19 protein-coding genes are annotated in these 25796 nt (G+C 68.6%); 9 read left to right on the forward strand and 10 right to left on the reverse strand.

Features of this window, described 5'->3' with window-relative positions; genetic code table 11:
* Window positions 1-39: 39 nt before the first annotated feature.
* Both FHJ30_RS15895 and FHJ30_RS15900 read right to left on the reverse strand, forming a co-directional pair.
* Complete coding sequence (locus FHJ30_RS15895) at window positions 40-1683, reverse strand: FAD-dependent monooxygenase (protein WP_139030242.1); 1644 nt, start codon at window positions 1681-1683, stop codon at window positions 40-42.
* A complete protein-coding gene (locus FHJ30_RS15900; protein ID WP_139030243.1) occupies window positions 1680-2240 on the reverse strand; it encodes a hypothetical protein in 561 nt (186 codons plus the stop codon). The genes FHJ30_RS15895 and FHJ30_RS15900 overlap by 4 nt, the downstream gene beginning before the upstream one ends.
* Window positions 2241-2453: 213 nt before the next feature.
* Here FHJ30_RS15900 and FHJ30_RS15905 point away from each other — a divergent pair, with 213 nt between their 5' ends.
* Entirely contained in the window at window positions 2454-4685 is a 2232-nt protein-coding gene (locus tag FHJ30_RS15905; protein ID WP_139030244.1) for a S9 family peptidase, read from the forward strand.
* A 94-nt stretch (window positions 4686-4779) separates the two neighbouring features.
* Here the strand turns inward: FHJ30_RS15905 and FHJ30_RS15910 are convergent, their stop codons facing one another.
* Window positions 4780-5232 carry an SRPBCC family protein gene (locus FHJ30_RS15910; RefSeq protein WP_139030245.1) on the reverse strand — a complete coding sequence of 151 codons (453 nt, stop codon included), beginning with the start codon at window positions 5230-5232 and terminating at the stop codon, window positions 4780-4782.
* 185 nt (window positions 5233-5417) lie between these two features.
* Here FHJ30_RS15910 and FHJ30_RS15915 point away from each other — a divergent pair, with 185 nt between their 5' ends.
* The 4 genes from FHJ30_RS15915 (at window position 5418) to FHJ30_RS15930 (ending at window position 12598) form a co-directional block, all read left to right on the forward strand.
* Complete coding sequence (locus FHJ30_RS15915; RefSeq protein WP_139030246.1) at window positions 5418-7988, forward strand: AMP-binding protein; 2571 nt, start codon at window positions 5418-5420, stop codon at window positions 7986-7988.
* 189 nt (window positions 7989-8177) lie between these two features.
* Complete coding sequence (locus FHJ30_RS15920; RefSeq protein WP_171059101.1) at window positions 8178-8867, forward strand: peptidoglycan-binding protein; 690 nt, start codon at window positions 8178-8180, stop codon at window positions 8865-8867.
* Between the two features lie 5 nt (window positions 8868-8872).
* A complete protein-coding gene (locus tag FHJ30_RS15925; protein ID WP_139030247.1) occupies window positions 8873-11281 on the forward strand; it encodes a hypothetical protein in 2409 nt (802 codons plus the stop codon).
* 120 nt (window positions 11282-11401) lie between these two features.
* Window positions 11402-12598, forward strand: coding sequence for an NAD(P)/FAD-dependent oxidoreductase (locus FHJ30_RS15930; protein WP_139030248.1), 1197 nt, complete (start codon window positions 11402-11404; stop codon window positions 12596-12598).
* A gap of 126 nt (window positions 12599-12724) precedes the next feature.
* Here the strand turns inward: FHJ30_RS15930 and FHJ30_RS15935 are convergent, their stop codons facing one another.
* Window positions 12725-13879 (reverse strand): acetate kinase, encoded by a 1155-nt coding sequence (locus FHJ30_RS15935; protein ID WP_139030249.1) that lies wholly within the window; start codon window positions 13877-13879, stop codon window positions 12725-12727.
* Window positions 13880-14016: 137 nt separating this feature from the next.
* Between FHJ30_RS15935 and FHJ30_RS15940 the strand changes: the two genes are divergently transcribed.
* Window positions 14017-14322: a hypothetical protein gene (locus FHJ30_RS15940; RefSeq protein ID WP_139030250.1), complete on the forward strand. Its 306-nt coding sequence runs from the start codon at window positions 14017-14019 to the stop codon at window positions 14320-14322.
* 31 nt (window positions 14323-14353) lie between these two features.
* On the opposite strand, the gene FHJ30_RS15945 is transcribed toward FHJ30_RS15940, so the two are convergent.
* The 5 genes from FHJ30_RS15945 to pta all read right to left on the reverse strand — a co-directional run bounded on the left by FHJ30_RS15945 (window position 14354) and on the right by pta (window position 21007).
* Complete coding sequence (locus FHJ30_RS15945) at window positions 14354-14605, reverse strand: hypothetical protein (RefSeq protein WP_139030251.1); 252 nt, start codon at window positions 14603-14605, stop codon at window positions 14354-14356.
* Window positions 14602-15297 carry a DUF2306 domain-containing protein gene (locus tag FHJ30_RS15950; protein ID WP_139030252.1) on the reverse strand — a complete coding sequence of 232 codons (696 nt, stop codon included), beginning with the start codon at window positions 15295-15297 and terminating at the stop codon, window positions 14602-14604. The genes FHJ30_RS15945 and FHJ30_RS15950 overlap by 4 nt, the downstream gene beginning before the upstream one ends.
* On the reverse strand, window positions 15294-15983 hold the full coding sequence (locus tag FHJ30_RS15955) for a hypothetical protein (RefSeq protein WP_139030253.1): 690 nt from the start codon (window positions 15981-15983) through the stop codon (window positions 15294-15296). Before FHJ30_RS15955 ends, FHJ30_RS15950 begins: the two co-directional genes overlap by 4 nt.
* 159 nt (window positions 15984-16142) lie before the next feature.
* On the reverse strand, window positions 16143-18866 hold the full coding sequence (locus FHJ30_RS15960) for a LuxR C-terminal-related transcriptional regulator (RefSeq protein WP_205677053.1): 2724 nt from the start codon (window positions 18864-18866) through the stop codon (window positions 16143-16145).
* A gap of 62 nt (window positions 18867-18928) precedes the next feature.
* A complete protein-coding gene (gene pta / locus FHJ30_RS15965; RefSeq protein WP_139030254.1) occupies window positions 18929-21007 on the reverse strand; it encodes a phosphate acetyltransferase in 2079 nt (692 codons plus the stop codon).
* Window positions 21008-21275: 268 nt separating this feature from the next.
* Here pta and FHJ30_RS15970 point away from each other — a divergent pair, with 268 nt between their 5' ends.
* Complete coding sequence (locus tag FHJ30_RS15970) at window positions 21276-21758, forward strand: hotdog fold thioesterase (protein ID WP_139030255.1); 483 nt, start codon at window positions 21276-21278, stop codon at window positions 21756-21758.
* 6 nt (window positions 21759-21764) lie between these two features.
* Window positions 21765-23132 carry a phenylacetate--CoA ligase PaaK gene (gene paaK / locus FHJ30_RS15975; protein ID WP_171059103.1) on the forward strand — a complete coding sequence of 456 codons (1368 nt, stop codon included), beginning with the start codon at window positions 21765-21767 and terminating at the stop codon, window positions 23130-23132.
* Between the two features lie 4 nt (window positions 23133-23136).
* Here the strand turns inward: paaK and FHJ30_RS15980 are convergent, their stop codons facing one another.
* Window positions 23137-24969 (reverse strand): MBL fold metallo-hydrolase, encoded by a 1833-nt coding sequence (locus FHJ30_RS15980; RefSeq protein ID WP_139030256.1) that lies wholly within the window; start codon window positions 24967-24969, stop codon window positions 23137-23139.
* A gap of 139 nt (window positions 24970-25108) precedes the next feature.
* On the opposite strand from FHJ30_RS15980, the gene FHJ30_RS15985 reads away from it, so the two are divergent.
* Entirely contained in the window at window positions 25109-25717 is a 609-nt protein-coding gene (locus FHJ30_RS15985; RefSeq protein ID WP_139030257.1) for a TetR/AcrR family transcriptional regulator, read from the forward strand.
* Window positions 25718-25796: the final 79 nt, after the last annotated feature.

Below are 25796 nucleotides of genomic sequence, written 5' to 3' on the forward strand. Positions count from 1 at the left end.
GCCAAGCGCCCGCCGTTCCCTGCGGCCCGGGGCGTGGGGTCAGCCCGGGACGGCGCCCACCAGCCGAAGCCAGGCACGCAGCTGGTGCAGGTCCGCCTCCCCGCACCGGAAACCGACGTGCCCGTCCGGGCGCACCGCAACGATGCCGCGGCCGGGATGGCTGCTGAGCCGGTGCACATGAACCTTGCGCCCGGAGAAGGTGAGGTCCGCGCCCGCGGCATCCCATCCGGCGTCGTGCTCCAGCAGGACGTGCACGCCCGGCGCCGCAGTCAACTCGTGAAGGCGGACGCTCCGCCCGCCGGTGACCACCGGCGCATCCGGCAGCCGGTCCCCCGGCCGCGGCCAGCGCGCCGCTGGCGGGGTGCCCTCCACCGAGATGGTGCTGTTCCGGTAGCGGACAAAAGGCTGTGCCAGGAGCCTGATGCCCGCGGACGTGAGCCGGCGCCGGCGCAGGAGCACCGGCAGCAACGGCGCGGAAACCGGCAGGACCCTGCGGAGCAGGCGGGCAAGGGGGTGGGGCGACGCTTCCCCGAAAAAGATGGCATGCGTCAGGGCCAGCACCCGCCGGGCGGCGAGGCGGCGCTCGTAATCATAGGAGCCGAGCAGTTCCGGGTGCGTCCCGCCGCCCGAAGCGAAGCCCAGCTTCCAGCCAAGATTGAGTGCGTCGAGAATGCCGTTGTTCATCCCCTGGCCGCCCGCTGGTGAATGGGCGTGTGCGGCATCTCCGGCCAGGAACAGGTTCCCGCTGCGGAACCTGCTGGCGAGCCGGTGCTGCAGGCGGACCTGCGCGGACCACCGCACGTCCCGGACCGTCGCCTCCAGCCCTGACCCTTGGACCAGCCGGGCCACTTCCCCTGCCGCAACTTCCGGCCCCAGTTGGCCGAACGGGCCGGCGGCATGCGGATCTGCCGGGCGGGTGGCGAGCAGCCGCCACGTGGCGCCCTCCCCAAGGGCGAAAAGGAACGCCAGCCCGCCGTTCCCGACGGCGACGTGGAGGAGCCCGGGGTCCAGCGGGCCATCGAGTTCCAGGTCGGCCAGGACGGCCTCCACCCGGTACGGCGCCCCATGCCAGTCGGCGCCGACAAGCCCGCGCACGGTACTGGATTGGCCGTCGCATCCGGCAAGGAAGCGGCAGTCGTGCTGCTCCAGGAGCCCTCCGGGCTGGCCGGCATGGGCCAGGTTGGCCCGCGGTCCGTTCGCGGGGAGCCCGTTCCCACGGGGGACGTCGCCGTCCGCCAGCCGCAGGTCGGCGCGCAGCGTTCCCTCCGTGCCCGCGAAGGCGGCCAGGCCACGGAACTCAACGCCCCAGTCAACCGGCACGTCCCGGGCTTTGAGGGCCCGCCACAGAACGTCCTCGACGTCGGCCTGCCGTACCAGCGTCAGGTGCGGGAAGGCCGTATCCGGAAGATCGGCGTGGCCGAGCCTGGCCTGCACCACCCGTTTACCCAGGTGGATGCGCGCCTCCGGAGTTGTGCCCGCCCGGCTGAGCAACTCGTCCGTGACGCCCAGTGGCCGGAGCCCTTCGAGCGCACGGGCATGGAGCATCATGGCCCGCGAGGGGCGGACGCGCTCGGCCCGCCGGTCAACAATCCGGACGGTGGCCCCGTGGGCGTGGGCCTGGAGGGCTGTTGTCAGGCCGGCCGGGCCTGCGCCCACCACCAGGACGTCGCTGTCGGCTGTCATTTGTGGCTCAGGAGCCGCCACCACGCCTGTCCGGCCCCGGCGGCCTCCATCCGCGCCGGGTTGGCGAGCACCTCGTCGCGGCGCAGCCCGGGTACAACTTTGTAGCTGATCGACCCCGGGACGCTGACCAGTTCCAGGACCCGCCACAAGGCGGAGGCGTAGTGCCGGGCACGGGCGGGGCCGTCCCATTCGTAGAGGCCCCGATAAACTCCACGACTGTCATGGGCGCACCAGAGCTTCGACACGAATCCAGGAAACCCGACGAAGAGCGGGGTGTTGAGCAGGCTTTCGGCCTCGAAGAGGCGGTGTGCCCTGCCCCGTACCAGCCTGAGCTTGAAGGCGACGACGAGAATACACGGCCGCCGGGGTGCGGCGCTGACAGCCGTTTCCCGGTACACCCGGGACGTGCTGCCGTCCGCAAATTGCAGGACGCGTCCCACATTCTCCCGGGGCAGGTGGACCTGCCGCCGGGCCAGCATCACGAAACTCCTGCCCACGCACCGGGCTACCGCCCGCCATGCCTGGGCTCTTGGGGCCGGACCCGATTTGCTGGACATTGGTGTCTCCTTCCGCACCCTGCGTGTACCCCGACCTATCTCCCCGCTCTTTCCACCGTCCCGCACTCCCGGCCCGGACCCTAGGGTCTTTGGCCCTTTACCCCTCGGCAGGCGCCCGCAGCCCCGCACCAGGCACCCCGCACCCCCGCCGGGTGCGATCCCCCGGTAGCGAACGGCCGGATAATTGCCGGCGGGGATCTATATATTGAAGGAATGACCCAGACTCCGCTGCGGGATTCCGCCACCACTGCCGCCCCCACACCGCCGGTTGCCAAGAAGATCCCGTCAGAGCGTGTCCACCACGGGGATGTTTTTGTGGACAATTACGAGTGGCTGCGGGACAAGGAATCCCCCGAAGTGGTGGAGCACCTGAAGGCCGAGAATGCCTACCAGGAAGCTGTCACCGCGCACCAGGAGCCGCTGCGCGAGGCCATCTTCCAGGAGATTAAGGGCCGCACCCAGGAAACCGACCTCTCCGTGCCGCACCGCAAGGACAGCTGGTGGTACTTCAGCCGCTCCGTGGAGGGCAAGGAGTACGGCATCCAGTGCCGGGTCAGGGCCGCGGACACCGATGACAAGATAGCCGACTGGACCCCGCCCGCGGTGCAGGCCGGCGTCGAAATCCCCGGCGAGGAAGTCCTGCTGGACGGCAACGTGGAGGCGGAGGGCAAGCCCTTCTTCTCGGTGGGCGGTTCTGCAGTGACCGTGGACGGCACCCTCTACGCCTACGCCGTGGACAATTCCGGGGACGAGCGCTTCACCCTCCACATCAAGGACCTCAGCACGGGCAAGCTGTTGCCGGACGTCATCGAGAACATCTTCTACGGCGTCGCCTTCTCCCCGGACGGCACCCGGATTTTCTACACTGTGGTGGATGATTCCTGGCGCCCGTACCAGGTCAGGGCGCACGTCCTGGGCACGCCTGTGGCCGATGACGTGGTCATTTACCAGGAGGACGACGCCGCCATGTGGCTCGGCTTCGAGCTCTCCGCCGACAGGCGCCACCTTGTGCTGGGCATCGGCTGCTCCGAGTACAGTGAAACCCGCCTGCTCCGCTTCGATGATCCCGCCCAGGAGCTCACCACCGTGATCTCCCGGAACGAACGCGTGCTCTATGAGGCTGAGCCGTTCCTGCTCGCCGGCCCGGACGGTGAAAAACAGGAGCGCATCCTCCTCACGCACAACCGCAGTGCCGTCAACTCCATGGTCTCCCTGGCAGACCCGGCCGGGCTCACCAGGCCGCTGGCGGAGCAGGACTGGGTCACCGTCGTCGGGCATTCCGACGACGTCCGCATCAATGGCGCGGGCGTCACCTCCACGCACCTGGTGGTTTCCATCCGCAAGGACACCATCGAGCGGGTGCAGTTCATCGGGCTGGCGGGGTTGGGAACGCCTGCCCAGGAAGAACCCGTGGAGCCGGCCTTCGACGAGGAGCTGTACACGGCCGGCGTGGGCGGCTCCGACTACGGGGCCCCGGTCATCCGGCTGGGCTACACGTCCTACTTCACGCCGTCGCGCGTGTACGACTTCGTCCTGCCCACCCCGGAACAGCCCGCCGGCGAGCTGCTCCTGCGCAAGGAAAGCCCGGTCCTGGGCGGCTACGACGGCAGCGACTACGTCGCCACCCGGGAATGGGCCGACGCCGCCGACGGCACCAGGATTCCGCTGTCCGTACTGCGGCACAAGGCCGTGAAGCAGGATTCGACGGCGGCCGGCCTGGTGTACGGGTACGGCTCCTATGAGATGAGCATGGATCCGGGCTTCGGGATCGCGCGGCTGTCCCTGCTGGACCGCGGCGTGGTGTTCGTGATCGCCCACATCCGCGGCGGCGGGGAGCTGGGCCGGCACTGGTACGAGAACGGCAAGAAGCTCACCAAGAAAAACACGTTCACCGACTTTGTGGACGCCACCGATTGGCTGGCAGGTTCAGGCTGGGTGGATCCTGCCCGGATCGCCGCACTGGGCGGATCGGCCGGCGGGCTGCTCATGGGTGCCGTGGCAAACATGGCACCGGAGAAGTACGCCGTGATCGTGGCGCAGGTGCCGTTTGTGGACCCGTTGACCAGCATCCTGGATCCGGAGCTGCCGCTGTCCGCCCTGGAGTGGGAGGAATGGGGCAACCCCATCACCGATCCCGCGGCCTACGCTTACATGAAGTCCTACTCCCCCTACGAGAACGTCAGGGAGGCGGCATATCCCAAGATCGCCGCCGTGACGTCCTTCAACGACACCCGGGTGCTCTACGTGGAACCGGCCAAGTGGGTGCAGGAGCTGCGGAACAAGACCACCGGCACCGAGCCCATCGTCATGAAGATCGAGATGGACGGCGGCCATGGCGGCGCCTCCGGCCGCTACGTACAGTGGCGCGAACGGGCCTGGGACTACGCCTTCATCGCCGATTCCCTGGGTGCCATCGAGCTGCTGCCCGGCGCCGGCCTGAAGTAGGAAGAGAGCGCGCAATCCATCGACTGCTCCGATATTGCCGTTTAGAGCCCCGAAAACGGCAATATCGGAGCAATCGATGAGGAAACCAGGCAGCTCAGGACTGGGGATGCTCCGCCAGCCACTCGGCCAGGGTTTCGAGGTTGGCGCGCACGGTCCGCCCCTGGGCCCGTTCCACGAGCGGGTCGGCCAGCTTGCCGAAGACGCCCCCGAGTCCGCTCGCGGCGTCGATCCGCTGCGTGAGGCGGGTGCCGCCGTCGGCCGGTTCAAGCGTGAAGGTGATGGTGAAATCCAGCTTCCCCTCGACGGAACGGGACACCATGCGCCGGGGCGGATCGAACTCTGTGACCTCGACGGTCCAGTCGAACTGCCGCCCCATGACTTTGCTGGTGCCGCGCCCGCGGGTACCGACGCCCAGGGGGCCGTCCCCGACCTGCTCCGAGGTGGTGACCGAGGAGTCAAAGAGTGCGATGTTCTCGAACTTCGACACGAAGTCAAAGACCTCCTCCGGCGGCCGGGCGATAACAACACTTTCTTCTACAACAGGCATTGGAGTCTCCTTGGACGGGCGCCTGATGCCGGCTTGGCCTGCCGGCAGGATACGCAGGCACAGCGCCAGAGTGGACCGCCCGCACACCCATGTCAAGGGTCCGGTGCGGGGGCTATTATTTCTCCACTCATTTTCCTTTAACGGCCGATTTTAGTTAGGTAAGGCTCCGCTAATAAGATCGTCCGATGACCACGCAGCTTGATTTCGCGCGGGTTTCTTTCGCTGCCGATCTTGCGCGCTACGGAAACCGGCCTGCCATCCTCGCCGACGGGCTGACGCTGACCTACCGGGAACTGGCCGCCCGCGTGGACAGCTTTGCCCGGAGGCTGGGCACCGAACGGCGCCTGATTGCCCTTGCGGCGTCCAACGACGTCGAATCCCTGGTGGCGTACCTCGCTGCCCTCGCGTCCGGGCACCCGCTGATCCTCCTCCCGGAGGACAAGCCCGCGGCCCTCCAATCCCTGGTAGCCGCCTACGACCCCGACGTGGTGGTCCGGTCCGCCAACGGCAAGTGCGTCCTGGACGAACGCAGGCCCGTGACCAGGCACAACCTGCATCCGGACCTCGCACTCCTCCTCAGCACCTCGGGCTCCACGGGTTCCCCCAAACTGGTCCGGCTGTCCCACGCCAACCTGCAGGCCAACGCCGAGTCCATCGCAACGTATCTGCGGATCACGGCCGAGGACCGGGCCGCCACCACGCTGCCGATGTCCTACTGCTACGGCCTCTCCGTCATCAACAGCCACCTGCTCCGCGGCGCAGGCCTGGTCCTGACAGGACTGTCAGTGGTGGATCCGTGCTTCTGGGAGCTGTTCCGGCGGGAAAGCGCCACTGCGTTCGCCGCCGTGCCTTACACCTTTGAGCTCCTGGAACGCGTGGGGTTCGCGGACATGGACCTGCCCAGCCTGCGCTACGTCACCCAGGCCGGCGGCAGGCTCGCCCCGGAATCTGTCCGGCACTACGCGGAACTGGGCCGCCGGCAGGGCTGGGAGCTGTTCGTCATGTACGGCGCCACGGAAGCCACGGCCCGGATGGCCTACCTGCCACCGGACCTCGCCGCGGCCCATCCCGGCGCCATCGGCGTGCCCGTTCCCGGCGGGGACTTCCGCATTGAACCCGTGCCCGGCCTGGCGGACGGCGAGCTGGTGTACACCGGGCCCAACGTCATGCTGGGATACGCCGAAACGCCGGAGGACCTGGCGGAGGGCCGCACCGTCACCGAGCTCCGCACCGGCGACCTCGCGGCGAAGAACGACGCCGGCCTCTACGAAGTGCGCGGGCGGCGCAGCCGGTTCGTCAAGATCGTCGGGTTGCGCGTGGACCTGGGCCAGGTGGAGCGCCTCCTGGCGGACCTCGGAGTGCACGCGGCGAGCGCCGGAACAGACCAGGGGCTCGTTGTGGCGGTCGAAGGAACCCAGGACACCCGGCTGCTCACCAAAGTCCTGGCCCAGGGCCTCGGCCTGCCCCGCGCCGCCGTCGACATCCATGCCGTGGCGGAACTTCCCCGCCTGGCCACCGGCAAGGTGGACTACCCCGCCGTAGCGGCGCTCTCCGCAAACGCCCCCACAAACGCCCCCGCCCAGAACGAAACCCCGCACAACGAAACCCACCCCGCCCCGGACAAGCGCCCGCAGCAGGAGCGCGGCAAGCCCGCGGGTCCGGACACCGTCAGGCGCATCTACGAGGACACCCTGGAGCAGACGGACATCGCGGACACGGACACGTTCGTCTCGCTCGGCGGCGACTCGCTGTCCTTCGTAGCGGCCTCGGTCCGGCTCGAGCAGGCCCTGGGCCACCTGCCCCCGGACTGGCATGTCACGCCGATCCGGGACCTGGAGCGGCGCCGGGCAGGGAGTCCCGCCCGGACCCGGCTCGCACGGCTCTTCGCTCCCACGGACACCAGCCTGGTCCTCCGGGCCGCGGGAATCATGCTGATCGCCGGCACGCACATCGGCCTGCTCAACTGGCAGGGCATGGCCCACGTCCTCATCGCCGCCGCCGGGTTCAACTTCGCCCGCTTCCAGCTCTCCGGCGACAGGCTTCCCCGCCTGCGCCGGCAGCTCACCAGCGTGGCCCGGATCGCCGTGCCCAGCATGCTGTTCATCGCCTTCGCCTACCTGGTGACTGACCGCTACGGCCTGGTGAACATAGTGCTCCTGAACTCCATGCTCGGGGACGAACAGATCACCACGCAGTGGCATTTCTGGTTCATCGAGGTGATCGTCTACATCCTGCTGGCCATGACCGCCCTGCTCTCCATCCCGTGGCTGCACCGCGCGGAACGCAGGTTCCCGTTCGTTTTTCCGCTCATCCTGTTCGGCGGCGGGCTCCTGACCCGCTACGAAATCGTGGAACCCGGCGTGCCATACACCGTCCCTGCCCTGTGGCTCTTCGCGCTCGGATGGGCGGTGGCGCGGTCCCGCAACCTCGCGCAGCGCTGCATCGTTTCCGTCCTGGCCGTCCTCACCGTTCCGGGGTTCTTCGAGGACGCCAACCGCGATGCCACGGTGGTTGCCGGGGTCCTGCTGCTTGCGTGGCTGCCCACCCTCCCCATGCCGCGGGTCCTGGGCCGGGTGACGGTCCTGCTGGCCAGCGCCTCCATGCACATCTACCTTGTCCACTGGCTGGTCTACCCGCCACTGGCCGGCCTGGGCCTTCCGCTGGCACTGGCCGCCTCGTTGGCGGCCGGGGTGGCCTACTGGGCTTTGTGCAACAGGGTTGCCGGGACCACGCACCGCCTGCTCGCACGGAAGTGAGCGGACGACGGCGGCCCTCCCCCGTCGTCGTCCGTCACCTTCGTCGCCCCCGCCCCTAAAGGTGGCCCCATCCAGGGCGTTGACCTCGGCGGACACCGATATACCCAATAACACTAATCATGCTTACTATTGTCTCGCGCTGGCTGCCCGCTGGGGGCAGGCGAACCAGCGCTGCACGTGGAGGTTTGCATGGAACAGGAAATGCGTCCCCTGACCGACGACGAACTGATGGCGGAACAGGCAACGGCATTGCCGGACAAGGAAGTTGCCTCTGTCCTTGACCTGAACGCGGATCTGGACCTTGGCATCGATGCGGCGGCACCCATCGACCTGGCCGTGGCTGCCAACGCCAACGTGGCCGCGCCCATCGACGCCGCCGCTTCGGCCAACATCCTCTCCTACGGCTCCGAAGCCCAGGCTCTGGCGGACCAGGGGGTCATGATCGAGCAAGGCATTGTTGCCGACGCCAATGCGGCATCCGCCCAGGACAGCACCATCGACCAGTCGAACGACACTGTGGACGGCGGCACCACGGACGCCGGCACGGAGGACGGCGCCGCGGGCGCCGGGACCACCGACGCGGGCGGCGCTCTGCCCGACGTCGGTTCTTTGCCCGTGGATCCGGCTGCCGCACTCGACGGCGACCTGCTCAACGTCAATGTGGACCTTGCCGCCGACGCGGACATCGCAGCCCCGATCAACGGTGCCGTGGCCGCCAACGCCAACGTGGCTGCCCCGATCGACGCCGCGGTTGCGGCGAACATCGGCTCCATCGACAGCCAGGCCTACGCCGTGGCGGAACAGGATGCCATCATCAGCCAGAACATCGAGGGCGAAGCCAACGCCACTGCCGACCAGCAGTCCGACCTCCGGCAGTAACACCCATGACCCACACCAGCGGCGGGCCACGCACCCAGGCGGGCCCGCCGTCGTCCGCTGCGCCCCTTGCCCACCGCCTGCTGCATGCTCCCGCCCGGGCTGACGGCGTGCAGCTCATCGGCCCCGCCGAGGGCTCCGGCTACCGGGAACCGCCGGCGCTGGTCCGCCGCGCTGACGGGCAGGCCCTCCAGCTGACGCCGCTGCTGTTCGCGGTGCTGGAGGCAGTGGACGGTACCCGGACCGTGGAGGAGGTGGCCCGGCATGCCAGCGAGGCGTCGGGAAGGCTGGTCAGCGCGGAAAACGTCCGCAGCTTGATGGACTCGCAGCTGCTGCCGCTGGGCCTGCTGCGGCTTGCGGACGGGTCCCAGCCGGAGGTCCGGAAGGCCGACCCGCTGCTGGGCATGCGCTTCCGCTACACCGTGACCGATCCGGAACGCACCCGTAGGATCACGGCACCTTTTGCGGTTCTGTTCAACCCGCTCATTGTGGTTTTGGTGACCCTGGGGTTCCTGGCAGCCTGCTGGTGGGTGCTGATGGTCAAGGGCCTGGCCTCGGCCACCCACGAGGCGTTCGAGAAGCCCGTCCTGCTCCTGCTGATTTTCGCCGTCACCATCCTTTCGGCAGGGTTCCACGAGTTCGGTCACGCCGCCGCGGCCCGCAGGGGCGGGGCAACGCCCGGGGCCATGGGCGCAGGGTTGTACCTGATCTGGCCGGCATTCTTCACGGACGTCACGGATTCCTACCGGCTGGGCCGCGGCGGCCGGATCCGCACGGACCTTGGTGGCCTGTACTTCAACGCCATTGTTGCCGTGGCCATCATGGGGCTGTGGTGGGCCACAGGCTTCGACGCCCTCCTGCTGGTGGTGGTCACGCAGATCCTCCAGATGGTCCGGCAGCTGCTCCCTTTGGTGAGGTTTGACGGCTACCACCTACTCGCCGACGCCACCGGAGTCCCTGATCTGTTCCAGCGCATCAAGCCGGTCCTGCTTGGCCTGCTTCCGTGGCGGTGGGGACGGCCGGAGAACCGGGTCCTCAAACCGTGGGCACGCGCCGTGGTGACCCTGTGGGTGCTGATCACCGTGCCGCTGCTGCTGTTCAGCCTTGCAATGATGGTGCTCGCCCTACCCCGGCTTCTGGCCACCGCCTGGAGCAGCGCCGCACGGCAGCAGGAACTGCTCGCCGGGAGCCTTGCCGACGGCGACCTGGCCGGCGCCGCGGTGCGCGTCCTGGCCATCGCGGCCGTGGCCCTTCCCATGGTGGGCATGCTCTACATCCTGGTGCGGTTGCTGCGGCAGCTGGTCACCGGCCTGTGGCGGAAGACCCGCGGCCGGGCACTTCGGCGCACTGCCGCCATGGGCGTGGTGGCGGCACTGCTGGCCGGGCTGGCCTGGGCGTGGTGGCCCGACGGCGGCACGTACCGTCCGGTCCAGCCGTACGAACGCGGAACGCTGGCCGATGCGACGGCCTCGATCCTGCCCGCTTCCGCTTCCGCCGCAACGCTGCGGGAAGGCGGCAGCGGACGGACCGTGGCTTTGTGGCCCGAAGGCGCGGCAACGCCCACCCGGGAGGACCCGCAGCTGAGCATGGTGCTGGTGCCGGTGGACAGCCCGGCGGGGGCTGCCCCGGCTGGATCCACAGGTCCAGCAGCGCCCTCCTGGGTGTTCCCGTTCGACAGGCCGAACGCTCCCGAAGAGGGCGGCAACCAGGCGCTGGCCGTGAACACCACCGACGGCTCCGTCACCTACAGCGTGGCGTTCGCCCTGGTGTGGGCTGAGGACGGGGAGCCGGTTGATACCCGGAACGAGGCGTATGCCTTTGCCAGCTGCAGCGGCTGCGCTGCCATTGCGGTGGGTTTCCAGGTTGTCCTCATCCTGGGGCAGGCGGACGTTGTGGTCCCGGAGAACCTGTCGGCTGCGGCGAACTACAACTGCCTCGAGTGCCTCACGTACGCCCTCGCCAGCCAGCTGGTCCTGACCCTGGACGGGCCGCTGACGGAGAACGGCATGGCGGCACTGCAGGCCCTGTGGGCCGAGATTGCCGAGTACGGCCGGAACATCCGGAATGTGCCGCTCTCCGAAATCCAGGCCACGCTGTCCTCCTACAAGGAACAGATCACGGCCATCATCCAGGCGGACCCGAGCGCCACCAAGGGTTCCGCTCCGGCAAGCACTCCCGCCCCTTCGGGGGAACCGGGACCAACCGGAAGCCCGACGCCGGCCCCGTCCGCGCCCGGCACCGGCGCAACCGCTCCGGCAGGAACGGCGCCCGCCACTGCTCCGGCGACGCAGCCTGCCCCAGGCGAGGCGCCGGCGTCGTACGCGCCCGTTGAGACGCCGGTCCCAACGGCGGATACTGGGGGCACGGCCCCCGCTGCCGAACCGCTCCCCACCGCTAACCCCAGCCAGGAGAACTGATGTCATTGAGCAAGGGAACGTCCGTGGAATGGAACACCCCGCAGGCCAAGACCGGAGCCCGGGCAGCGCACAAGGCGTCCGCCCTCACCGAAACTGCCAAAACCGGGAAGAAGTAGCACGGTGGCCGTGCAGCACGAGGTGGTCATCATCGGCGGCGGCAACGCCGGCGTGTCCCTGGCCGCCCGCCTGGAGCGCTACGGGGTGAAGGACGTGGCCGTCGTCGAGCCCAAGGACCACCATTTCTACCAGCCGCTGTTCTCCCACATCGCGGGCGGCCGGGCCCCGGCCGCCGAAGCAGTCCGCGCGCAGGAATCGGTGATGCCCCAGGGCGTGACGTGGATCCGGGACGCGGCCACGGGTGTGGACACGGATACGAACACCGTCACCCTGGCGTCCGGTTCCAGCGTGTCCTACGGCCAGCTGGTGGTGTGCCCCGGGCTGCAGTACGACTGGGACGCCGTGCCGGGGATGGCGGAGGCGGTGCACTCGCCCCACGGCACGTCGCACTACGAGTTCGAACTGGCGTCCAAGGCCTGGACCCTGCTGAGCGCTTTGACGTCCGGCACGGCCGTCTTCACCATGCCCGCCGGCCCCATCAAGTGCGGCGGCGCAAGCCAGAAGCCCATGTACCTGGCCTGCGACTACTGGCGGGAACAAGGCATCCTGGACCGGATCCGCGTGGTGATGGTCCAGCCCTACCCCACCGTGTTCGGGGTGCCGGAGGTGGACAGGGAACTGGACCGGAAGATCGCGGAGTACGGCATCGAGCTGCGGACCAACAGCGAACTGGTGGCCGTGGACGCGGCGGGCCAGGCAGCCACCATCCGGAACCTTGAAACCGGCGCCGAGGAGAACCTGCACTACGACGTCCTCAACGCCGTTCCGCCGCAGTCGGCCCCGGACTGGCTCAAGGCAACGGACCTGCCGGCAGCGGGAGACGCCGGAGGTTTCGTGGAGGTTGACCGCCAGACGCTCCGGCACATCCGGTTCCAGAACGTCTGGTCGCTGGGGGACGCGGCTGGAACCACCAATTCCAAATCCGGGGGCGCCCTGCGGAAGCAGACCAAGGTCCTGGCCAGGAACCTGGTGGCCGCGCGGAAAGGCAAACCCCTGCGGGCGAAGTACAACGGCTACTCGGTGTGCCCTTTCACGGTGTCACGCGACACCGTGGTGTTTGCCGAGTTCGACGACCGCTACCGGCCCATGCCCACCATCCCCCGGGTGCCCACCTGGAACGAAAGCAGGCTGTCCTGGGTGGTGGACCGGGACGTTTTTCCGCAGGTGTACTGGAACATGATCCTCAAGGGCCGCGCCTGACCTGAGAGAGCGTCCGGGGAAAACCCGCATCGAGTGAGAGAGCGTCCGGGGAAAACCCGCATCGAGTGAGAGAGCGTCCCGGGAAAACCCGCATCGAGTGAGAGAGCGTCCGGGGCGGGGCTGGGTTTAACCGCTGACGACGGCGGCTGTCGCCTCGGCGATGGCGCGTTCCTCGTCCGTGGGCACCACCAGGACGGGAATGGCGGACTGTGGGGTGGAAATGACCCGCGGCTCCTTGGACCGCTCAGTGTTCAGGCCGGCGTCGAGCTCGATGCCGAGCGCGCCCAGCCTGTCCGCCACCAGGGCACGGAACTGGTGGGAGTTCTCGCCGATGCCGGCCGTGAAGACCAGTGCCCTGGCCCCGCCCACCGCCACGTGGTACCCGCCGATGTACTTGGCCAGCCGGTAGGACGTGACGGCGAGCGCCGTCGCGGCCTTGGCATCGCCTGCTTCGGAGGCCTCCACTACCGAGCGCATGTCGTTGTTCCCGGCCAGTCCCTTCAGCCCCGATTCGCGGTTGAGCATGGTGTCGATGTCCTCCGGCGTCCAGCCTGCCCGGCCAAGGAACACCAGGATGGACGGGTCCAGGTCCCCCGAACGGGTGCCCATCACCAGGCCTTCGAGCGGTGTGAAACCCATGGAGGTGTCCACCGACTGGCCGCCCCGGATGGCTGTGACGGAGGCGCCGTTGCCCAGGTGGGCGATGACGCCGTCGAACTCTTCCACGGGAATGTCCAGCAGCGCTGCCGCCCGTCGCGCAACGTACTCGTGGGAGGTGCCGTGGAAGCCATAGCGGCGGATGCCGTGGTTGGTGTAGAGCTCATCCGGCACGGCGTAGCGCCAGGCGTGCTCGGGCAGGGTGCGGTGGAAGGCGGTGTCGAACACGGCAACCTGCGGCATGTCCGGCCACTTTTTGGTGATGGCCCGGATCCCCAGCACGTTGGCGGGGTTGTGCAGCGGCGCCAACGGATTCAGCCGCTCGATGGCCCGGGTGATCTCGTTGTCGATCAGCACCGGCTCGGCGAAACGCTCGCCGCCGTGCACCACCCGGTGGCCCACGGCGCCCAGTTCGAGGTCCCCCAGTTCCTGGTGGATGGCGGCGTCCACCTGTTCCAGCGCCTCGGCGTGGTCCCGCGGGCCCTCGATCTCGCCGTCCCCGTCACCGCCGTTGCCCATGCCGATTTTCTCGATCAGCCCCTCGGCCAGGACGCTCCCGGCGGCGACGTCGCGCACCTGGTATTTGAGCGAGGACGAGCCGGAGTTGATGACGAGCACGAGCATGAGGGGCCTCCTGAGGCTTGCTTCTGCGGTTCAAACCCCACTATAGGTGGGCACGGCTGCCGTTTCCTTGCGGTGGGGGCCCGGCTGCGCCTAGAGTCGGGGCGGACAGGCTGGACCACGCGCGAGAGGACACTGCCATGACGAACGAACCAACGTCGATCGACGAGAATGATCCCACCAACACGGGATCCAGCAGCACCGCTCCCCTGAATGCCCAGGCGGATTCGGACACCGGGACCGGCTCCGGGACCAAGGACCCCACCGGCGTCGAGGGCGCCAACCCGGCCCTGGACGACACCGGCAACCTCAAGGCCGCCGAAACCGGCGAAGCCCCTGAAGCCCCGGAGAACACCGAGGACCTTGACCTCACCCCGCAGGGCCTTTCGGACGAACCCGCCAAGCAGGAAGACCAGGAAAGCCTGGCCAAGCCGGACAACAGCTGACCCATGCAAACGGCGACGGCGGCCCTGGCACTTACCGCTGCTGGCCCTCGTCCACCGGATCCACTGCCGCTACGGAGATCAGGACGATCCCGAGGTTCCGGACCCTTGTAAGGACCCCGTGGAGCGCTGCCTGGTCTGTGACGGAACCGCTCAGCTTTGTGGTGCCGTCCCTTTCGCGCGACAGTGTGAAGGGATCGAACCAGGCCGACCAGCGCTCGTCCAGGTGCCCGCCGATACGGATCTCGTATCTGGTGGGCACTTGGTGTTTTGGCAGCGCACTCATGATGTCCCCACTTTGTCCGCCAGCGCGTTGGCCTTGCCGCCGGTGCGGTCACCGCCGTGGTGGCCGCCGCGGTGGATAAAGTGCTCGGCCACTGCGAGGTTGATCACCCAGCCTGCACCCAGGGCCAGGTCGTTGGTGAGCTCGGTGACCCCGAACAGGGCCTCCCCGAAGCCCTGGGTGAACACCTGCGTGCCGGCGCCGAGGGCCAGGGCATAGGCCCGGGCCATCCAGGCCCGGTGCCGGCTGACGTCACCTCGGCGGACCGCTGAGAGCCCCACGAGGATAAAGGCGGCCATGCTGAACCCGAACGCGATCCGGAAAACGAACGCCAACTCCCCCGTACCCGGCTGGCGGGCGAAGAACAGCGTCATCCACAACCCAGAGGCCGCCACTGCCAGCCCGAGGCCTACCGCGCCCCGGCCAGCTATGCGGTGCCAGCCCGGATGGCGATGCCGGATCCCCGGAGCGAACTGGAATGCCCCGAGAAGCGCGTATGCCACGGCGCAGATTATGTGCACCACAACGGGGACGGGTGAGGCTGTCATGCGCGGGTTTTCCGGCAAGAGGTGTGGTCCGCCCGCCAGTTCCACGAGCCGCAGGGTTCCGGCGATGGCTGGGAACAGTACGAGGGCGAGCAGCGCGAACGGTAGCCAGCCGGTGGGCCGGGACCGCGCAGCTGTCCGGGTGGTCACCTGGCACCTTCCGGATGGAGCGGCGTGCCGACGGTACCCGGAGTGGTCCCGGCGGCCGGGGTGCGGAGCCCGCTCCACAGGGAGTACCCCAAACCAATCAGGGCTACGCCGATGGGAACGGCGAACAGCCTGTCATTGACCTGCGGCAGCAGGGGCAGGGCGAGGGTGGCCACGGACCCGGAGGCGAGCAGCGCAGCGGCCCAGCGGGCAAGTACCCTTGCGCGGAAGAGCGCAATGCCGAAGAGGAGGCCGCCGCCCAGGAAGCTGGCCGCGGCGGCCAGGTTCAGGCCCTGCATCAGGCCGATGTCGCCGGAGACAGCGTCCCCCGTGACGGTGGCGAAAACGTCGTTGACGTACCCGGGCGTACTGCGGGCGAGAGTGGGCAGGACAACGGCGCCGATGACTTCGATGCTGATCATAATGAGGTAGCCGGCGGCGAACACAAGGTAGCCCACCAGCCCCGGCAGGCGGGCCTCGGCCACCTGCCGGAGGTACATCCCGGTGATGGCCGCCAGCGACAGTCCCGCCATGAGCACCTTCAAGGTTTGGCGGACCATGTACTCAGTAGTGGTGGCGAAGGACGCATCCAGGTGCGGGTGGTTGATCTGGACACCGATGAACAACAGGCCTGCTGCAACTGCGCTCAGCCCTGCCCAGCTCATGAGTTTGGTGGTGCTGATGGACATGTTTGGCTCCTTGGCATATTTGGTCGACGCCCTGCCGGCAACTCAAAGGTAGGGGCCGGCAGGGTGACGCCGCCTCACCCGGTGATGTGACTGCCAGGGTGAAAAATGCGCGGCAGTTCCGGACGGATCAGCTGTGGGCCGAGAACCACTGCCAGCCGACTACAGCAGGCCGAGGTCGTGGGCCGTGCGGACTGCGGCGCGGCGGCTGGTGACCCCAAGCTTGGTGAAGACGTGCCTGGTATGCGTACGCAGCGTGTTGTGCGAGATGAACAGCGCGCGGGCGATCTCCGGCCCGCTCAGCTCACTGTCGAGGTGCCTGAGGACCTGCAACTCGCGCGCACTGAGCGGTTCAACGCCTGACGGCGGCTGGCCACCGTGGGCGGCAGGCGGCGGCTCCATAGACGCCTCCAGGGCAAGCAGCCGGTGCGCGGCGGCAGCACCGCCGTCGTGCGTTGCCGCACGCAGCAGCTCTAGCATGGGCGGGCCTTCGTCCAGGAACAACCGCACGTACTCGTCCGGTTCGGACAATCCCGCCAACACGGTGCCGAGCATCTCCCGCGCCAGGAGGTGCGAACCCAAAGCATCCTGCGCGAGAGCCTGCAGCATCCGGATTTCCAGCACGCTGCCGGCCCGTCCGGCCGCCGCCGCGGCGGCAAGCAGCCGGTCCAGCAGGCCAACTACTCCTTCGGCCGTGCTGGAATCCGGCTGGGCGCGCTGCTGGGCAATAAGCAACCGGGCAAAGGTGAGGTGGCTGTACTCGTCCAGGTAGCGAGCTTCATCGGTCACGGAGATCCCTTGGGCCCGTGCCCAGCCAGCGGCCTCGGCGAGGTCGCCCCGCCGTACCCGGATCCTGGCCTTGACCGCCGGAATGGGGCGCACATCGGGGAAGAACCCGGGCCGGAAAAGCTGCTCCGCGTGGTCCAGGTAGCTGAGGGCTGCCTCTGGACTGCCTTCGTCCTGTGCCACGAGTCCTTTGGCCAGGTACCACCGGTAAAGGCTTTCGGTCATGGGTTCCCGCTCCGCGAACGGTTCCGCCGCCTCAAGATGCAGCCGGGCCCCGTTGAGGTCCCCCGACTGCCGGCAGACCTCGCTCAGCCCCACATGCAGCTCTGAGCTCGCCCGCACCATGGAGTCGCCCAGGGACTCGGCCTGCCGGAGCGCGTTGTGGTAGATCCGGCGCGCCTGGCCGGGCCGGCCTGCTGAGAGCCACATGTCTGCGAGGATCACCGTGCTGCTGAGCTCGTCCAGCAGGTTTCCGGCAGCGTGCAGGCTCGCCACAGCCTCAGTGAAAGTGCGGAGCGCTTCGTGCACGTCACCGTCCGCCCATGCGGCGAGCCCCAGGAAACCGCCCGCAGCACCCCGCACCAGGTGGTGGTCCGGGCCCGCAAGATCGAGGGCGTTCCGCGCATGCGCCGACGTTTCGGCGGCATCGCCCCTTGCCTGCGCCAAAGAGGCGCGGTAGATCGCGATGGTGGCACCCAGCATCCGCCACTCTTGGTCACCGGGCTGCAGCATGGCCCCAGCTGGCGCTTCCGCGGGTGCCCGCCCCGTGTCCGCCAGGGCGCGTTCGGCGTCGGCAAGCCGCGCTTCCACTCCCGGGAAGTCTCCGGAAACCATCAGCATCCCCCCATAAAAGACACTGAGTAACGGGCTGCGCCGAATGGCAGCGTCCGGGAGCATCTTCAGCCAGCTGAACAGCAACGCGTCCTGGCGGCTGCGCCGGAGCATGGGCACGGCAGACTCAACCAGGTGCGCCGCGCGGTCAAAGTCCCGGCCTTCCATGGCATGCCGCACGGCGTCCTCCAAGAGCCCCTGGGACTCATACCAGCGGCTGGCACGCTGATGCAGCTGCGGAATCTGCCCCGGCTCCTCGCTGAGCAAGCGCCCCCGCAGGACATCGGCGAACAGGTGGTGGTACCGGTACCACTCGCGTTGATCGTCCAGCGGGATGACAAAAAGATTGGCGCGCTCCAGTGCCACAAGCATGTTTATCCCGTCGCCGCCGGCGGTGACCGCATCGCAGAGGGGCCCGTTGAGCGCGCTCAGGATGGCGGTGTGTAGCAGGAACTGGCGGATGGCGGCTGGCTGATGCTCCAGGACTTCGTCCACCAGGTAGTCCACGATGTACCGGTCATTACCGGCGAAGCTTTCGATGAACCCGGCTGGGTCCGGGCGGCCCCGGAGCGAGAGGACGGCGAGCTGGAGCGCCGCAATCCACCCCTCAGTCCGCTGCTCCAGTGTAGCCACGTCCGCGTCAGTCAGTTCCAGGCCTGCCGCGCTCAGATAGGCCGCGGCCTCGTCAGGGGTGAACCGGAGATCAGCGGCACGGATCTCCGCCAGTCTCCCCCGGGCCCGCCAGCGGGACAGGGGCAGGTCCGGATCGGCCCGAGTGCTCAGCACAACATGGACCTGCGGCGGAAGGTGCTCCAGGAAGTAAGCCACTCCGGTGCTCACGGCGCCGCTGTCCACCGAGTGGTAATCGTCCAGCACCAGCCACACGTCATGAGGCACTGCAACGAGATCATTCACCAAGGAAGTGAGCATCAGCTCGGTCGCCGATGGCGAGGACCCCAGGAGCTCCAGCGCCGCGGACCCGACGCCTGGAGCAGCGGTTCGGAGCGACGCGATGACATAAGCCCAGAAGGCGCCGGGCTCGCTGTCCGTGGGATCCAGGGACAGCCAGGCGGCACACCGGCCCTTGCCCGAGCCTTCACTGAACCAGTCAGCCAGCAGCGCGGTCTTCCCGAATCCCGCCGGGGCAGCCACCAGGGTCAGGCCGGGCTCGGCCCCGCGGTCAAGGAGGTCCCTGAGCCGCGGCCGGGCCACAAATCCCCGCCGCGGCGCTGGAAGGTAGAGCTTGGTCGCCATCGTGGCACGTTTCACGGGTGCCCCTTCCTGCCACGCGACGGCGGCACCCCTGGCGGGTGCCGCCGTCGAACCTTAATCTAGGAGGCCGGCGCCTGCGCCTGGATGGCGGTAATGGCCACCGTGTTCACGATGTCCTCCACCGTGCAGCCGCGGGAGAGGTCGTTGACGGGCTTCCGCAGCCCCTGCAGGACAGGCCCCACAGCCACCGCCCCAGAGCTCTGCTGCACCGCCTTGTACGTGTTGTTGCCGGTATTCAAGTCCGGGAAGATGAACACGGTGGCCTGGCCTGCAACGGACGAGCCCGGCATCTTGGACTCGGCGATGGAGGCGTCCACGGCGGCGTCGTACTGGATTGGGCCTTCGACGGCGAGGTCCGGCCGGCGCTCACGGACCAGCTCGGTGGCCTGCCGCACCTCGTCCACCGCCTCGCCGGAGCCCGAGCCGCCGGTGGAGTAGGACAGCATGGCCACCCTCGGCTCCACCCCGAACTGCGCGGCGGTCTCCGCCGAAGCCAGCGCAATGTCCGCCAGTTGCTCCACGTTGGGGTCCGGGTTCACCGCGCAGTCGCCGTACACCAGCACCCGGTCCGGCATGAGCATCAGGAACACCGAGGACACGATCTTCACGCCCGGGCGGGTCTTCACGAACTCCAGGGCCGGCCGGATGGTGTGGGCCGTGGTGTGGGCGGCGCCGGAAACCATCCCGTCCACCACGCCCAGCTGGACCATCATGGTGCCGAAGTAGCTGACGTCCTGCATGATCTCGAGTGCCTTGGCCAGGTCCACGCCCTTGTGCGCCCGCAGCTCCGCGTACTTCTCGGCAAACTTCTGCCGGAGATCGGAGGTGGCGGGGTCAACGATGTTGATGCCGGTGAGGTCGATGCCGTTCGCTGCGGCCAGCTCGCGGACGTCAGGCTCCGGTCCCAGCACGGTGAGGTCACAGACGTCGCGCCGGTGCAGGATCTCCGCCGCGCGCAGGATCCGCACGTCCGTCCCCTCCGGCAGGACCACGTGCCGCCGCTGCGAGCGGGCTCGTTCGATGAGGTCGTGCAGGAAGCGCAGCGGCGTCATCCGCTCGGCCCGCGGCAGGTGCAGGCGCTCCACGAGTTCGGCTTCATCCACCCGGCGGGACCACAGCCCCAAAGCGGAGGCCACCTTGCGGCGGTGCCCGGACCAGATCTCGCTGCGGACTTCCGAGACCCGGCGCGCGGTGGTGTAGGTGTCCTCCTTGGCGGCGAACACGGGGAACGGTGCCTGCGCCAGGAGCGGGTAGATGTTGGCGTCCGGCGCAAGCCCACCGGTGAGGATCAGCGCCGACGCCACCGGGAACTCGGGCGAAAAGGACGACGCCAGGCACGCCACCATCACGTCGGCCCGGTCCCCGGGAACGATCACCAGCGCGCCCTCGTCCAGCACGTTCAGGAAGTTGCCGACGTTCATGGCCGCCACCTTGATGTCCTTCACGTCGCGCTCCATGTCCGGACGGCCGGCAATCTGCCGGACCCCCAGCGCCGTGGCCACCTCGCCGGTGGTGGGCCGGGCGATCTCCTCCAGTTCCGGCAGGACATAGACGGGGCGCTTGGACGCGCCGGGCTTCACAGCGGCCCCGATCGCTTCCACGTCCTCCGGGTCCGCACGGTTCACCAGGATGGCCAGCAACGAGCACCGTTCTGCGGCAAGTTCCTTCCGGGCAACCTCGACGGCGGCCACAGCCTCCGCCACGGTCCGCCCCTTCGCGCCCACCACAGCCACCACGGGGGTGGCCAGGTTGTTTGCCAGGCGGGCGTTGAGGTCGAATTCGACGGCGGAGTCCTGGCCCACCAGGTCGGTCCCCTCCACGATCACCACGTCGCAGTGCCGCGAGATCTCGGCGAAGATCTCCACGCAGCGGGCATCGATCTCGGCGCGGTTTCCTTCCGCCAGCAGGTCACGGACTTCGGTGTAGGTCAGGCCCCCGCGGCACCGCTCATCCTCCAGCGCGAAGCGGGATTTCATCAGCGCCACCATGGGATCGGCCGCCGCATCCGGGCCGTGGACCACCGGCTTGAAGAAGCCGATCCTGTCCGCGTGCCGGTGCAGGGTGTCCGCCAGGCCCAGGGCAACAAGTGACTTGCCCGAGCCCGGGGTGGTTGCGCTGACGTAAATGCCTATGCCCATGGTCCGCCCTTTGCTGTGCTGGTGCCGGTCCCTCCATCCTTGCACCTCGGGCGCCCCAAATGGCAAAGGTGCGCGCCGCCGTCGTACGTTCCAGCCCGGTTGCTTTTCCGGTCACCGTGCGGCGCGCCGCGTACGACGGCGTGCCCCCGCCTTGGTGCGTGGGACGGCCGAAGTAACCGGGCAGGAACGCACGCATCCCCTTGACACGGGACCCCTCCATGGGATTACCTAATGAACATTCGGTAAATAAAGCTGGAGGCAATGACGCATGGCTGAGACCACCCTTTCCGGGCCCACGCACCAGATCCTGGAGAACGACTACGCCTCCGAGTGGATGGGCATCCAGGTCCTCGCCATCAGCGACGGGCACGCCACCATCCGGATGACCCTCCGGCAGGAAATGCTCAACGGCTTCGGCATGGCCCACGGCGGAATGATCTTCGCCTTCGGGGACACCGCCTTCGCGCTCGCGTGCAACCCGGCCGTGCCCGCCCCCGGCGAGGAAAACAGCATCACCGTGGCCTCCGGCGTCGACATCAACTTCCTGAAGCCCGCCTTCCGCGGCCAGGTGCTCACCGCCGTCGCGGACCGCCGCTCCAGCGCCGGACGCAGCGGCCTGTACGACATCCAGATTTTCGCCACTGACGCGGAGCCACAGACGTCCGCCGAGCCAGGCCAGCCCACCCCGAACCAGCCCGGCGAACTCATTGCCGAGTTCCGCGGACGCAGCCGCACCATCCCCAAGAAGTAGGAAACCATGACCCTGCATGCCCCCGAATCCCCCGCAGCCACCACTGCAGCCGCCACAGCAGCCGGCGCCGGACTGGACCGCGAGGAGACCATCTCCCGCGACGAGCTCGAGGCCCTCCAGCTCAGCAGGCTGCAGCACACCGTCGCCTACGCCTACGAGCGGGTGCCCCTGTACAAGCGGAAGTTCGACGACGCCGGCATCCACCCCAACGACCTGCGTGAACTGAGCGACCTGGGCAACTTCCCGTTCACCACCAAGGACGACCTGCGCGAAGAGTACCCGTTCGGCATGTTTGCCGTGCCGCAGCACGAAGTGGCCCGCGTGCACGCCAGCTCGGGCACCACGGGCCGGCCCACCGTCGTCGGCTACACCAAGCAGGACCTGGCCGACTGGGCCAAGCTGGTGGCCCGCAGCTTCCGTGCCTCCGGCATCCGCCCCGGCATGAAGGTCCACAACGCCTACGGGTACGGCCTGTTCACCGGCGGCCTGGGCGCCCATGCCGGCGCCGAAGCCCTGGGCTGCACCGTCATCCCCATCTCCGGCGGCCAGACCGAACGCCAGATCCAGCTGATCCAGGACTTCAAGCCGGACGCCATCCTGGCCACCCCCACGTACCTGCTCACCATCGCCGACGCCATGGCCCACATGGGCATCGACCCCGCGTCCACTTCCCTGAAGTACGCGGTGCTGGGCGCCGAGCCGTGGACGGAGGAAATGCGGCACGAGCTCGAGGTCACCATGAACCTCAAGGCTTGCGACATCTACGGCCTGTCCGAGGTGATGGGCCCGGGCGTGGCGGGCGAGGCAGTGGAGACCCAGGACGGCAGCCACATCTGGGAGGACCACTTCCGCCCTGAAATCATCGACGCCTTCAACCCCGTGGTGGGCAAGGAGAACGTGCTGGGCGACGGTGAGCACGGCGAACTGGTGTTCACCTCGCTGACCAAGGAAGCGCTGCCCATCATCCGGTACCGCACCAAGGACCTCACCCGCCTGCTCCCCGGCACGGCCCGCCCCGCGCACCGCCGGATGGGACGCATCACCGGCCGCAGCGACGACATGATCATCCTCCGCGGCGTGAACGTGTTCCCGTCGCAGATCGAGGAAATCGCCCTGCGGATCCCCGAGCTGAGCCCGCACTTCCAGCTGGAGCTCACGCGTCCCGAGGGCCAGCGGATGGACCAGATGACGGTCAAGATCGAGCGCCGGGATTCGGTCACCATTGAGCAGAGCACGACGGCGGCACGCACCTTGAAGGAACAGATCAAGATCCACGTGGGTTCTTCCTGCACGGTTGACGTGGTGGAGCCGGGCTCGCTTGAGCGGTCCAACGGCAAGCTCCGGAGGATCTACGACCTGCGGCCGAAGGGGTAGCCGCTCAGGTGGCGCCGGCGGCTTCGGCCGCCGGCGCTTCTCCGGGCACCATGAGGACAAGGTTCCCCACCACGTCCCCGCGCTCCAGCCGCGCGTGCGCCTGCCCTGCCCCAGCCAAAGGAAACCGGTCCGCGATGACCGGGCGTATGCGCCGGGCTTCCAGGAGTCCATACAGCGTTGCCCAGGCGTCCATCAGCGGCTTCCGGTCCAGCCGCCAGGATGTTGTCCCGTAGAGCCGGATCCGCTTGCCTTTCGGGACCAGGTTCTGCCGGGCGGCCCGGGCCAGGAGGCGCAGGGTTGCCCTGGGGCTCCCGGGATTGGCATACTCCACCAGCACCCCGCCGGGCCGCAGCACGGCCAGGCCGGTGTCCGCCCAGTCCCCGCCGGCCCCGTCGAGGACCGCGTCGACGCCGGAAGGTTCCAGCCTTTGCAGGGCACTGGCCACGTCCTCACGCTTCGCGTCCAGGGGCACCACCCCGTGCTCAACGAGCCAGGGGTGTTTGGCGGGGAGATCCACCCCGTACATCCTGAGCTCCAGCAACTGCCCCAGCTGGACGAGCGCCGTACCGATCCCGCCGGCCGCGCCGAGGATAAGGATGGCCTGGCCGCGCCGGATCCGGGCCACGCGGGAGAGTGCCTGGTGGGCCACGAGGTAGTTCAGGGCAACAACCACCGCCTCGCCGGCGTCCAGTTCATCGGGAACCCGCATCATGGGGTGCGAGCTCACGAAAACGTACTCGGCGTACCCGCCCTTTTCCGTCATCACCACCACCCGGTCCCCCGGCCTGACTGCGGTGACGCCGGCGCCTACGGCATCCACGACGCCCACCACGGCGTAGCCGGGAACAAAGGGGAACGTCGGCGGGTAGGTGGAGAGCCCGTTCCTGGCCTGCACGTCCACGGCGCTCACGCTGCACGCCTCGACCCGCACCCTGGCCTCGCCCCGGCGCGGCGTCCTCAGCCGCCGTCGTACAACCTCCATCACTTCCGGCCCGCCCACGCGGACAGCGGCCACGCTGCGGTACTCCGCAGGCCCCTCGGGCACCGCCGCGTTTGAAGCCGCGCCGGCGCTCGCAGCGGCCAGCCCTTCCAACTGGCGGGCTGCAGCCGGCCCGGAAATCACCTCCCCGTGCCCGCCGGCCAGCACCCGCGGCCGAAGCCGGGCAAGCGCACCGATGGAAGCCTCCGCCGTCGGCCGGTCCCAGGTGGCAATCCATGGCGGGCCGCTGGCCTTGGGCGTCCGGCCCAGGAGGCCGCGCGGCGAGTTCACGTCCGTGGTCAGCACCGCGTCTCCGGTGAGCAGCACGCCGTCCGCCTCGCGGAACAGGGCAAAGTGGCCGGGTGTGTGCCCCGGGGTGGGCACGCACCTCCAGTCCGGCAGCCCCGGCACGCCGGCCGCCAGATCGAGAGGACGCACGACGGCGGTCAGGTCCGTCGCGGGCATGGCACCTTTCGGCAGGACTTTCTGGAGGGGACGCAGCAGCCGCCGGTCGAGGGGGTTGGCGTACTCGTCCAGCAGCTTCCCTGACGCCTGCGGCAGCTCATCCGGATGGATGAAAACCGGCACGTCCCAACGGCGGGCCAGACCCCGAGCCGCCCCGGTGTGGTCCGGGTGGATGTGCGTCAGGACAATGGCTGCGGGAGGGGTGTCCGCGCCAAAGAGGGAATCTGCAGCAGCCGCAATGGCGTGGTCCGCGTTCGGCCAGCCGGCATCCACCAGCACCCAGGCCTGCCCGGAGCGCACAAAATAGACATGGGAGGCAAACCGTCCGCGCCCAGTGGGCAGCTGGTACACGCCGTCCGCAATAGCGGTGGGCTGGGGGTTGCTGGGCTTCATCCCGGCCGGCCTTCCTGGGGGTCAAGCGGCGCTGGTTCGCCTGCCTACCAGCGTGGTCCTCCCGGAGAAAGCGCCACAGGGTCCAAGGTCCCCCGCAAGTAATGGCTAAATTACCGAACGTTCATGAGAAAATGCCGGTATGTCCACAACTGATGCACCCACCAAGCGCGGCCGCCCGGGGTACGACCAGCAATCGGTGCTCCGCATCGCCGTCGACGTCTTCAACCGGCACGGCTACGACGCAACCTCGATGGGAATCCTGGCCGACAACCTGGGCATCTCAAAGTCTGCCATCTACCACCACGTCCCTTCCAAGGGCGACCTCCTCAAGCTCGCGCTCGACCATGCGCTCGGCGGGCTCGAAGCCATTCTGGAGGAACCGGCGGCGACGTCCGGGGCGGCGGACGCGCGCCTGGAGTTTGTGCTCCGGCAGACAGTGGCGGTGCTGGTGGACCGGCTGCCGTTCGTCACCCTGCTCCTGCGCCTGCGCGGCAACACCGAGATCGAGCGGGATGCGCTGGAGCGCCGGCGCGCGTTCGACCACAAGGTTGCCGGGCTCATCTCCGCGGCCCGGGACGAAGGCACCCTGCGCCAGGACATCGATCCGCGGACCGTCACCCGCCTGCTGTTCGGCATGATCAACTCCATCGTGGAGTGGTACAAGCCGGGCGGCTCCCTCTCACCCGAACGGCTGGCCGACGACGTCATTACCATGGCGTTCGACGGCCTGCACTCCACCAAGCCCTGACCCTCCCCAACCAGGTAGCGCTAAGTGTCGTTTTGGACCCTCAAAACGACACTTAGCGCTACCTACTTGGGCTGACCGT

The sequence above is a fragment of the Arthrobacter sp. BB-1 genome, from assembly GCF_006151685.1.
GTDB lineage: Bacteria > Actinomycetota > Actinomycetes > Actinomycetales > Micrococcaceae > Arthrobacter.

Coding starts and splice junctions, on each gene's coding strand:
- FHJ30_RS15910 (WP_139030245.1), bottom strand. CDS start 5,232: ATGCCTGTTGTAGAAGAAAGTGTTGTTATCGCCCGGCCGCCGGAGGAG.
- FHJ30_RS15940 (WP_139030250.1), top strand. CDS start 14,017: ATGACGAACGAACCAACGTCGATCGACGAGAATGATCCCACCAACACG.
- FHJ30_RS15955 (WP_139030253.1), bottom strand. CDS start 15,983: ATGTCCATCAGCACCACCAAACTCATGAGCTGGGCAGGGCTGAGCGCA.
- pta (WP_139030254.1), bottom strand. CDS start 21,007: ATGGGCATAGGCATTTACGTCAGCGCAACCACCCCGGGCTCGGGCAAG.
- FHJ30_RS15985 (WP_139030257.1), top strand. CDS start 25,109: ATGTCCACAACTGATGCACCCACCAAGCGCGGCCGCCCGGGGTACGAC.
- paaK (WP_171059103.1), top strand. CDS start 21,765: ATGACCCTGCATGCCCCCGAATCCCCCGCAGCCACCACTGCAGCCGCC.
- FHJ30_RS15925 (WP_139030247.1), top strand. CDS start 8,873: ATGACCCACACCAGCGGCGGGCCACGCACCCAGGCGGGCCCGCCGTCG.
- FHJ30_RS15970 (WP_139030255.1), top strand. CDS start 21,276: ATGGCTGAGACCACCCTTTCCGGGCCCACGCACCAGATCCTGGAGAAC.
- FHJ30_RS15935 (WP_139030249.1), bottom strand. CDS start 13,879: ATGCTCGTGCTCGTCATCAACTCCGGCTCGTCCTCGCTCAAATACCAG.
- FHJ30_RS15920 (WP_171059101.1), top strand. CDS start 8,178: ATGGAACAGGAAATGCGTCCCCTGACCGACGACGAACTGATGGCGGAA.
- FHJ30_RS15945 (WP_139030251.1), bottom strand. CDS start 14,605: ATGAGTGCGCTGCCAAAACACCAAGTGCCCACCAGATACGAGATCCGT.
- FHJ30_RS15900 (WP_139030243.1), bottom strand. CDS start 2,240: ATGTCCAGCAAATCGGGTCCGGCCCCAAGAGCCCAGGCATGGCGGGCG.
- FHJ30_RS15915 (WP_139030246.1), top strand. CDS start 5,418: ATGACCACGCAGCTTGATTTCGCGCGGGTTTCTTTCGCTGCCGATCTT.
- FHJ30_RS15980 (WP_139030256.1), bottom strand. CDS start 24,969: ATGAAGCCCAGCAACCCCCAGCCCACCGCTATTGCGGACGGCGTGTAC.
- FHJ30_RS15895 (WP_139030242.1), bottom strand. CDS start 1,683: ATGACAGCCGACAGCGACGTCCTGGTGGTGGGCGCAGGCCCGGCCGGC.
- FHJ30_RS15905 (WP_139030244.1), top strand. CDS start 2,454: ATGACCCAGACTCCGCTGCGGGATTCCGCCACCACTGCCGCCCCCACA.